The organism is Arhodomonas sp. KWT (assembly GCF_010993615.1).
Genome location: NZ_WNXE01000367.1, coordinates 1 through 1,821, shown reverse-complemented (window position 1 = coordinate 1,821; position 1,821 = coordinate 1). Strand labels below are relative to the sequence as shown.

General features: G+C 67.9%; 3 protein-coding genes. 2 read left to right on the top strand and 1 reads right to left on the bottom strand.

Features of this window, described 5'->3' with window-relative positions; translation table 11 throughout:
* On the top strand, positions 1-593 hold a 593-nt coding region (locus G7A99_RS19005), incomplete at its 5' end, for a sterol desaturase family protein (protein WP_163143130.1).
* A 10-nt stretch (positions 594-603) separates the two neighbouring features.
* Here G7A99_RS19005 and G7A99_RS19000 read toward each other — a convergent pair.
* A complete protein-coding gene (locus G7A99_RS19000) occupies positions 604-1,314 on the bottom strand; it encodes a hypothetical protein (RefSeq protein WP_018719445.1) in 711 nt (236 codons plus the stop codon).
* 227 nt (positions 1,315-1,541) lie between these two features.
* On the opposite strand from G7A99_RS19000, the gene G7A99_RS18995 reads away from it, so the two are divergent.
* Entirely contained in the window at positions 1,542-1,724 is a 183-nt protein-coding gene (locus G7A99_RS18995; protein WP_018719446.1) for a hypothetical protein, read from the top strand.
* The last annotated feature ends 97 nt before the right edge of the window (positions 1,725-1,821 follow it).

Sequence of the window (1,821 nt, the reverse complement as noted above, 5' to 3'; positions counted from 1 at the left end):
CCGTCACGCTGCCGCACTGGGGCGCGGTGATCCTCGCCGTGCTGGCCCTGGATCTCGCGATTTACCTCCAGCACGTGCTCTTCCACGCCGTCCCGGCGCTATGGCGCCTGCACCGGGTTCATCACGCGGACCTGGAATTCGACGTCACCACCGCGCTGCGCTTCCACCCCGTCGAGATACTGCTGTCCATGGGGCTGAAGATGGCGGCGGTGGCCGCGATCGGCGCACCGCCGGTGGCGGTGCTGGTCTTCGAGGTGCTGCTCAACGCCTGCGCGATGTTCAATCACGGCAACGTACGGCTGAACGGGGCGGTGGACCGCCGGCTGCGGCGGGTACTGGTCACGCCGGACATGCACCGGGTCCATCACTCGGTGATCCGCAACGAGACCAACAGCAACTTCGGCTTCTGCCTGTCCTGGTGGGACCGGCTCCTGGGCACTTACCGGCCGCAACCGGCAGCGGGGCACGAGGGCATGGTCATCGGCCTGGAACAGTTCCGCGATCCCCGTGAGCTGCGCCTGGACCGGCTGCTGCTACAGCCGCTGCGCGGCCCGACCGGGCCCTACCCGGTCAACCGCGACGGCGAGGCCTGAGGCCGGCGCATCACTCCACCGCGCAGAGGCGGCCGAGATCGACGTAGCCGGCGGCCTGCATGTCTGCAAGACGCCCGGCGAGTGGGCTGTCGGCAAGCCATTCCCGGGCACGGCGGACGAAGGTCACCTCCTCGTCGATGCGCATCTCCTCGAAGAACACCGATACCAGGTAGGCGAAGGCGACGAGCTCGCGGACCCGCGCCGTCTCGCCGCTGGCCTCGCCGAACCCCTCGAACAGCGAGCGGATCTCGCTCAGGCGCACGTCCGGCTCCGGCTCGAGCTGGTCGCAGATCAGGAACCACAGCCCGATGATGAGCTGGCACCGCGCCGGCTGGCTGTCGGGTCGTATGCGCAGGGCGGTACGCACGGCCGCCACTGCCTCCCGGCGGTAGCCGTCACGACGGAAATCCAGCGCCACGCTGCGCAGCAGCGCATCGACGTTGTCGAACCGCCGCACCTCCGCCAGAGCGACCAGCAGTGACGAATGCACGGCGGCCCAGTCACGCCCGGACTCCTCCGGCCCCTCCCCGAAGGCGAGCGACAGGCCGCGCAGCAGGTCGGTGGTATCGTGCTCGACGGGCTCGCCCGGCACCCCCTCGTCGGCGCGGTCGCTCCAGATCGGCAACATGCACGCGGTCTCGACCCCGGCCAGACGCGCCAGGGCGCTATCGAGGGTGACCTGGGACCACGCGAGTCGGGGATGTCTGCTGCCGGATGCCATACCGATGTCCACTACCACTACACTGCGCAAAGCGCGCCAGTATAGATCACGCGACCCCGGTATCCACCACCCCTTTCCGACGGAAAACCGGCAATGCGACCCCATCGGCGGATCTGTGCTGCCGGGGAAAGGGGATTATGCCCGAAGATGTCTATGTGACTGAGATGCGGGGCGTTATCCTGCTCATTAACATTTGACGCACCGCATCATTCAGGAGACCAAAGACCATGTCCGCCAATGAGCTTACCGTCCTCAATCTCAACCCCACCGAGCTCGAGCGGATTACGCGCGACGCCCGTTCGCTGCGTGCGCAGACCATGCGCGCCGGCAGTGCACGGCTGTGGCGCAGCCTTCTTCCCGGACTGACGATGCGTCGCCCCCACCCCTGGCTGACGGTGCACGTGGCCTGAGGTTTCAGGAGTCCGTCTCCCGGGCGCGTTCACGCTCGTAGCGTTTGATCAGCCGCCTGCGCCGCACCGGCGTCAGGTGGTCGATGTAGAGGCGGCC

What these genes read in the sequence shown, in the direction of transcription:
- G7A99_RS19000 (WP_018719445.1), bottom strand. Translation starts at nt 1,314, where the DNA reads ATGGCATCCGGCAGCAGACATCCCCGACTCGCGTGGTCCCAGGTCACC.
- G7A99_RS18995 (WP_018719446.1), top strand. Translation starts at nt 1,542, where the DNA reads ATGTCCGCCAATGAGCTTACCGTCCTCAATCTCAACCCCACCGAGCTC.